The organism is Cypionkella sp., assembly GCF_034376685.1.
In the GTDB taxonomy this organism is placed as follows: domain Bacteria; phylum Pseudomonadota; class Alphaproteobacteria; order Rhodobacterales; family Rhodobacteraceae; genus Cypionkella.
Map to the genome: position 1 here is coordinate 1 of NZ_JAXMJJ010000068.1, position 6789 is coordinate 6789.

The following is a 6789-nucleotide window of genomic DNA, read 5'->3' on the forward strand; positions in this document are numbered from 1 at the left end:
CCTGTTGGTCTTCGGCCATCGAACCCACCCTCCCACTCCAAAATGGAGATTACAGATGGTGTCTCGCTGAATCGACAGATCCTACAAATTTTTATACATTGAGAATGATTCTCAGTTTTGGTTGATTTGCGATTGATTTGCATTTACATAACATCAGCGAACAGAAACAAAGCAGGAGAGAGTCAAATGCCATCTGGGAATCTGAGGTCGATTGCGGTGTCGGTGACGGCGCTGCTGGTGGGCATGGCCACTCCAGTCGCCGCCGAAGACCGCATGAAAGTGGTGACGACCTTTACCGTGCTGGCCGACATGGCGGCAAATGTGGCGGGAGATGCGGCGGAGGTGGTTTCTATCACCAAGCCCGGCGCTGAGATTCATGGCTATGAACCAACCCCCGGCGACATTGTGCGCGCGTCGGACGCCGATCTGATCTTATGGAACGGCATGAACCTTGAGTTGTGGTTCGAGCAGTTCCTGTCGAACTTGGGCGACATCCCCTCGGCCACGCTGACCGATGGCATCAACCCGATCCCGATTTCATCAGGATCTTATGAGGGAAAACCTAACCCTCATGCCTGGATGGGCCTGGATAACGCGCTGATCTATATTGACAACATCGTTGCAGCCTTCGCGGCTCATGACCCGAAAAACGCCGCGATCTATGAGGCCAACGCCGCTGCCTACAAGGACAGGCTGCGCGCCACGCTAGAGCCGTTGCGCAGCAAGATCGCCGCCATTCCAGAAGATCAACGCTGGTTGGTGACCTGCGAAGGTGCATTCAGCTATCTGGCGCGCGATTTCGGCATGCAGGAGCTTTACCTTTGGCCGATGAACGCTGATCAGATGGGGACGCCGCAGCAGGTCCGTGCCGTCATCGACGGCGTCCGAGCACATGATATCCCCGTCGTGTTCTGCGAGAGCACCGTGAATACAGCGCCTGCCGAGCAGGTGGCCCGCGAGACTGGCGCCGCCTATGGCGGTGTGCTCTATGTGGACAGCCTGAGCCTTCCCGACGGCCCGGTGCCGACCTATCTTGACCTGCTGCGGGTGACGTCGACAACCGTTGCTGACGGCCTCGCTGCGGCGGTGAAATGATTGCCGAGCGCGCTTGCAATAGCGGGCTCGTGTCTGATTGAAAAGGAAGACTCCATGCTCGACACCAAGGCGTCCATGACCGCAGCGGACAACCCGAGCAATGCCGGGGGCGGGATTTCGGCGCGCGATGTGACGGTGACCTATCGTAACGGACAAACCGCACTGTGGAACGCCAGTTTCGAGATTCCGCGCGGCACAGTTACCGCCCTTGTCGGGGTGAACGGCGCGGGCAAATCGACGCTGTTCAAGGCGATCATGGGGTTTGTCGCCGCTGCAAAGGGCGAGATTCGCATCCTTGGCATGCCGGTGGCCGAAGCGCTGCGCAAGAATCTTGTCGCCTATGTGCCGCAGTCGGAAGAGGTGGATTGGTCGTTTCCGGTGCTGGTCGAAGATGTGGTGATGATGGGGCGCTTTGGCCATATGGGTTTCCTGCGCCGCCCCTCTGCCGTTGACCGCGCCGCCGTTGATCAGGCGCTGGCGCGGGTGAACATGCAGGATTTCCGCCATCGCCAAATCGGCGAGTTGTCGGGCGGTCAGCGCAAACGGGTATTCCTGGCCCGCTCGCTGGCACAAGACGGTCAGGTGATCTTGCTGGATGAACCCTTCACCGGCGTTGATGTCAGGACCGAAGAGCAGATCATCGGACTGTTGCGCGAATTGCGCGACGAGGGCCGGGTGATGCTGGTCTCGACCCATAATCTTGGATCGGTGCCGGAATTCTGTGATCGCGTGGTTCTGGTGAAGGGCACCGTGCTGGCCTATGGGCCGACCGAGACGACGTTCACCCATGATAATCTGGAAAAGGCCTTTGGCGGGGTGTTGCGACGTTTCACGCTGAGTGGCGGCACGTTGCATGACGACGCCGATGCGCGCTCGGTCACTATCCTGACCGACGACGAACGGCCTTTCGTGCAATATGGCGACAAGGTTCAGAAGGCGGAGCCGGGCGCATGACAGAGCTTCTCCTTGAACCCTTTGGCTATGGCTACATGACCAATGCGATGTGGATTTCGGCACTTGTTGGCGGAGTCTGTGCGTTTCTGTCCTGTTTTTTAATGCTTAAGGGCTGGTCTCTGATCGGCGACGCGCTGTCACATGCGGTCGTGCCGGGTGTGGCTGGCGCTTACATGCTGGGTCTGCCCTTTGCCTTGGGCGCGTTCATTTCGGGCGGTCTGGCGGCAGCGGCGATGCTTTTCTTGTCGGAACGCTCTGGCCTGAAGCCAGACGTTATCATCGGGCTGATCTTCACCTCTTTCTTCGGCTTGGGCCTTTTCATGGTCTCGGTCAGTCCGGTATCGGTTGACATCATGACAATCACCATGGGCAACATCCTTGCGATCACACCCGCTGACACCCTGCAACTTGCGATCATCGGCTTTGTCTCGCTCGTGGTTCTGATCGCCAAGTGGAAGGATCTGATGGTGACCTTCTTTGACGAAAACCACGCCCGCACGGTCGGGCTGCGGCCCGGTGTCTTGAAGGCCGTGTTCTTCACTCTGCTGTCAGCCTCGGTGGTCGCCGCAATGCAGACGGTGGGCGCGTTTCTGGTCATCGCCATGGTGGTCACGCCGGGGGCGACCGCCTATCTTCTGTGCGATCGTTTTCCCCGCCTGATCCTGACCTCGGTGTCTATCGGCACGCTGACCAGCTTTGTCGGCGCCTATGCGAGTTACTTTCTGGATGGGGCGACAGGTGGCATCATCGTCTGCCTGCAAACGCTGATCTTCCTGATCGTCTTCGTGCTGGCCCCGAAACACGGGCTGCTGGCGGCACGGCGCAAAGCCGCCCAAGCGTTGCGGCGCGGCCCGACCTCGGAGGTCCTGTGATGGAGTTCGATCTCGCCACCGCCTTGATGCCCTTCCGGTTCGGCTTTATGCAAAATGCCTTCCTGATCTCTCTCATTGTCTCGGTGCCGACGGCGTTGCTGTCGTGTTTTCTCGTGCTGAAGGGCTGGGCGCTGATGGGAGATGCAATCAGCCATGCCATCCTGCCGGGGATCGTGCTGGCCCACGCGCTTGGCGCGCCTCTGATCCTGGGGGCCTTTGCGGCAGGGATGCTCACCGCCGTCGCGACCGGCTTTCTGGCAGGCAACAGCCGGGTCAAGCAGGATACCGTGATGGGGGTGGTGTTCTCGGGCATGTTCGGTCTTGGGATCGTGCTTTACGTTTCGATCGACACCAACCTGCATCTTGACCATATCCTGTTCGGCAACATGCTGGGGGTTGAGCCGCACGAGCTTTGGCAGGCCGGGCTGATCGCTGCAGGGGTTGTGCTGATTCTGGTGCTGAAGTGGAAAGACTGGCTATTGCACAGCTTTGATCCGGCACAGGCGCGGGCCGCCGGGCTTTGGGTCAACTGGCTGCATTATGGGCTGTTGGCGCTGATCTCGCTGACCATCGTGGCGACGCTGACTGCTGCTGGCTTGATCCTTGCCATTGCTTTGCTGATCGCACCGGGGGCAATCGCCTTTCTTCTGGTGCGCAGGTTCTCAACCATGCTGTGGGTCGCTGTTCTGGTTTGCGTAGGGGCCATGCTGCTTGGCACCTATGCCAGCTTTTTTCTCGACAGCGCCCCGGCCCCGACAATCGTGCTTGTCCTGACAACTGTGTTCATTGCGGCCTTCGTCCGACGCCAGACGCTGAACCGCAGGGCCTCGATGCAATCTGTTGCGACCGCCGACGAAGCCTGAAGTGAATGTAGTACATAAGCAGACAGTCGCAACCTTGCTTTGCGGGGGAAAGGCGTCGCGGCACCTGTCTAAAAACAGCGTATCAAGATACCTGAGGCGGGCACCCGGTTCCGACCTCTTTCGTCGTGACCTGCAAAGAGCGTTGCGGCGGTTCATGGGAGGTCTTCTGATCGCATTTTCAACCGGCTTGGCGTCGATGTCGACGCGGCGATTGTCAAGGAACAGCCGAAAGCCGTCGAAAACCCCAGCGCACGGAACAAGGCCGCCAGTGGCAGGTGAACATCGCTTTAGCGTCAGGTTCCGCCGTTTGCTATCCAAGGGCAGTATTTTGACGGCTGTGTCTGATGGCAGTGCAAAGCATTGCGGGTTGGGAAAGATTGGGGTTCGCTGACCGCACGGGCGGGGCGAACTTTGACGAAAGTATCACCCTTAAGCCAAAGATGGCGCAGACGCGGCCCCCGGGCGGCAGAGCCAATCGGCAAGCCTGCGTACCGCTGGCTGGTCATCGCGATGCGCAGGGAGGACCAGATAGAACGCTTCCTTGGGTTGCAGCTTCGGGAAGGGAAGTACAACCAGCCGACCGCGCCGCAGCAGATCTGCGGTGTTCGAATCCCACCCCAGCATCACACCATGTCCGTCCAGCGCGGCCTGCGTGGCTTGAACATAGTTGGTAAAACTGCGACCTCCACCGCGTGGCTCCGGCAGGCCGACCGCGCGCAAATAATCCTGCCAACTGAGCCAGCTATCCTCACCCGAATTGACATGCAACAGTGGCAAACCGGCAATACCCAGCCCAGCATCTAGCATCCGTTGCCGAAGGCTGGGGTGGCAGACTGGCACGACGCTTTCTTCGAACAGCTTGATCACGCGCCCATCAGACCAATTGCCCAGACCATAGCGGATAGCAAGGTCGATACCAGCCGTGATTGCCGGCGCACCTTGCGCAGTGGTCATTACATTCACTGACACATCGCTATGATCGACATAAAACCCACTTAGGCGCGGCATCAGCCAATAGGTCGCGGTGCCCACCGAACAGGCCACTGTCACTGAACCGGGCGACACCCGCTGCAATGCGTGTATCTGCTCAATGGCGTCTGTGATCCGACCAAGGCCATCGGCCACCGCACGTTGCAGTATCCGCCCGGCTTCAGTCAAGGCCGGCGGGCGGGAGCGGCGATCCAACAGTGCCGCACCAATATGGGTTTCCAGCGCTTTGATGGCTTGGCTGATCGCAGGTTGCGAGACATTCAACTCTGCCGCCGCCCGTTGCGGACTACCGCTGCGCAGCACAGTTTCAAACACCGCAAACAGGCGAAGTGGAGGTAAACGCTGCGATTTCATCATAACTCTTAGCTTATGTTATTTGCAATTTTTACAGTGTTCTGCTGGATCTCGCTAGCCCATATTATGGTCACCATGGGAGAGCCAGTTGTAGGCGAAGCATCGCCCTTGCAAAGGAAAAGACGCAATGAACATTGCAATCGACACTTCGGTGATCTTGGCTGAAAATGGCCTGACCGTTCAACTTGCCTCGGGCCGCGCAGGTTATTTCAACGCTTATTGGTTGCGTGACAACTGCCCTAGTTCGTTCGACAGCCAAACCCGCGAGCGCACCTTTGATATCTTCCATCTTGACCAAACTCCGCAGCCGCACGGCACCGAGTTATCCGAAGATGGTCTGATCGTGGTGTGGAAGGACGGCCACCGCTCGAACTATCCAATGGCGTTTCTTGAGCGCTATGCCAAAGGCGAGCGCCGCGCCGATCCCGCTAACCTGCCGCGCCGCGCTTGGTTTGGCGATCATTACGCCAATATCGCGCGCTTCTCACAGCCCAAGTTGATCGCTGACAAAGCCGAGGTTGCGGCTTGGATAGAGGCGATGCTGGTGGAGGGTGTGGCGATCCTGACCGACATGCCCGACAACAATGAAGGGTTGACCGAAACCGTCCGCCTTATCGGCCATGTCCGCCCGACTTTCTTCGGCGAGTTCTTTGATGTGAAAACTCAGATCAAGCCTACCAATCTGGCCTACACCGCCAAAGCGTTGGAAATGCACACCGACACACCCGCCGAAGATCTGGCTCCCGGCGTGCAGTTCCTGCACTGCCGCGCCAACAGCGTTGAAGGCGGCATGAACTTATTCCTTGATGGCGTGGCCGTGGCCAATGATCTGCGCATTGAAGACCCTGAGGCATTCCGCTTGCTGTCAGAAACACAGATCCCATATTACTGCGAACATGATCACTACGACATGCGGTCGTTGCAACGGGTGATAGAGCTGGACGAATACGGCGCGGTATCTGGCGTCACGATCAGCCAGCACATGGCCGATGTATTCGATCTGCCACAAGACTTCCTCGACAGCTATTACCCCGCTTTCTGCAAGTTTGGCCGGATGCTGCAATCGGACAAATACATGATGCGTTTCCGGTTGAACGCAACGGAATGCATCGTATTTGACAACCACCGCATCGTGCATGGTCGTGCCGCATACAGCGCCACCAGCGGCGAGCGCTATCTGCGAGGTTGTTACTCGGATCGGGGTGAGATGCGCAGCACCTATCGCGCGATGGTCAGCGAGGGCCGGTTCAAATGAACGTTCGGTCGAGCCTGAAGGCGGATCCGTCACCGCCCAATCTGGACGCGGCGGCTTTGTGGAATCTGCGGTTGGATCTGGCCGCTGCTTTCCGAATTTGCGCGCAGATGAACTGGCATGAATCGGTGGGCAACCATTTCAGCGCCGCCGTCTCGGCAGATGGCAAAAAATTTCTGATGAACCCCAAATGGCAGCATTTCGGCGCAATACGCGCCAGCGATCTGCTGCTGCTGGACGCCGATGATCCAGATGTCATGCAGCGTCCGAATGCCCCCGATGCGTCAGCTTGGACGGTGCACGGCACGATCCACCGCAGCCGCCCCGCGTTGCGGGTGCTGCTGCACGCCCACACGCCCTATGCGACGGCGCTATCGACGCTGAAAGACCCGTCAATGAAGCCGTTAGA

At 58.7% G+C, this 6789-nt stretch carries 7 protein-coding genes and 1 pseudogene; 6 read left to right on the forward strand and 2 right to left on the reverse strand.

Going from position 1 to position 6789, the window contains the following annotated elements:
• Positions 1-186: 186 nt before the first annotated feature.
• Genes U1A24_RS13260 through U1A24_RS13275 form a run of 4 tightly spaced genes read left to right on the forward strand, consistent with a single transcriptional unit; the run spans position 187 to position 3784 of the window.
• Positions 187-1095 carry a metal ABC transporter substrate-binding protein gene (locus tag U1A24_RS13260; protein WP_322322449.1) on the forward strand — a complete coding sequence of 303 codons (909 nt, stop codon included), beginning with the start codon at positions 187-189 and terminating at the stop codon, positions 1093-1095.
• Positions 1096-1149: 54 nt separating this feature from the next.
• Complete coding sequence (locus U1A24_RS13265; protein WP_322322450.1) at positions 1150-2049, forward strand: manganese/iron ABC transporter ATP-binding protein; 900 nt, start codon at positions 1150-1152, stop codon at positions 2047-2049.
• Complete coding sequence (locus U1A24_RS13270) at positions 2046-2921, forward strand: metal ABC transporter permease (protein WP_322322451.1); 876 nt, start codon at positions 2046-2048, stop codon at positions 2919-2921. The genes U1A24_RS13265 and U1A24_RS13270 overlap by 4 nt, the downstream gene beginning before the upstream one ends.
• Entirely contained in the window at positions 2921-3784 is an 864-nt protein-coding gene (locus U1A24_RS13275) for a metal ABC transporter permease (protein WP_322322452.1), read from the forward strand. Before U1A24_RS13270 ends, U1A24_RS13275 begins: the two co-directional genes overlap by 1 nt.
• Before the next feature lie 74 nt (positions 3785-3858).
• Here U1A24_RS13275 and U1A24_RS13280 read toward each other — a convergent pair.
• Positions 3859-4021 (reverse strand): annotated as a pseudogene (locus U1A24_RS13280) (IS66 family transposase); the annotation flags it as partial.
• A 192-nt stretch (positions 4022-4213) separates the two neighbouring features.
• Positions 4214-5128, reverse strand: coding sequence for a LysR substrate-binding domain-containing protein (locus U1A24_RS13285; protein ID WP_322322453.1), 915 nt, complete (start codon positions 5126-5128; stop codon positions 4214-4216).
• A gap of 127 nt (positions 5129-5255) precedes the next feature.
• On the opposite strand from U1A24_RS13285, the gene U1A24_RS13290 reads away from it, so the two are divergent.
• Both U1A24_RS13290 and U1A24_RS13295 read left to right on the forward strand, forming a co-directional pair.
• Positions 5256-6383: a TauD/TfdA family dioxygenase gene (locus tag U1A24_RS13290; RefSeq protein ID WP_322322454.1), complete on the forward strand. Its 1128-nt coding sequence runs from the start codon at positions 5256-5258 to the stop codon at positions 6381-6383.
• A partial coding sequence (locus U1A24_RS13295; protein ID WP_322322455.1) for a class II aldolase/adducin family protein occupies positions 6380-6789 on the forward strand: 410 nt, incomplete at its 3' end. The genes U1A24_RS13290 and U1A24_RS13295, both read left to right, overlap by 4 nt.